At 56.1% G+C, this 255-nt stretch carries 1 pseudogene; it reads left to right on the plus strand.

Annotated features, from left to right (window positions below):
* Positions 1–255: pseudogene (locus GM658_RS28760) on the plus strand (IS110 family transposase); the annotation flags it as partial.

Raw genomic sequence — 255 nt, forward strand, 5'->3', positions numbered from 1 at the left:
TTCAAGTGCATGGTGTAGATCGTTGCGAAAAGGTTGTATGGCGTAAGAAGTTGGGCCGGGCCGAATGGTTGGCGGCATTGCTGGAGAAGATTGAGCCGGGGTGTGAGATTGGCATGGAGGCTTGCGGTGGTGCGCACCACTGGGCGCGTGAGCTGCAAAAACGGGGCTTTGTCGTCAGGCTGATCGCGCCGCAATTCGTGAAGCCGTACGTGAAGAGCAACAAGAATGATGCGAATGATGCGGAGGCAATTTGCG

It is taken from the genome of Massilia eburnea, from assembly GCF_009720745.1.
Lineage (GTDB): Bacteria > Pseudomonadota > Gammaproteobacteria > Burkholderiales > Burkholderiaceae_D > Rugamonas > Rugamonas eburnea.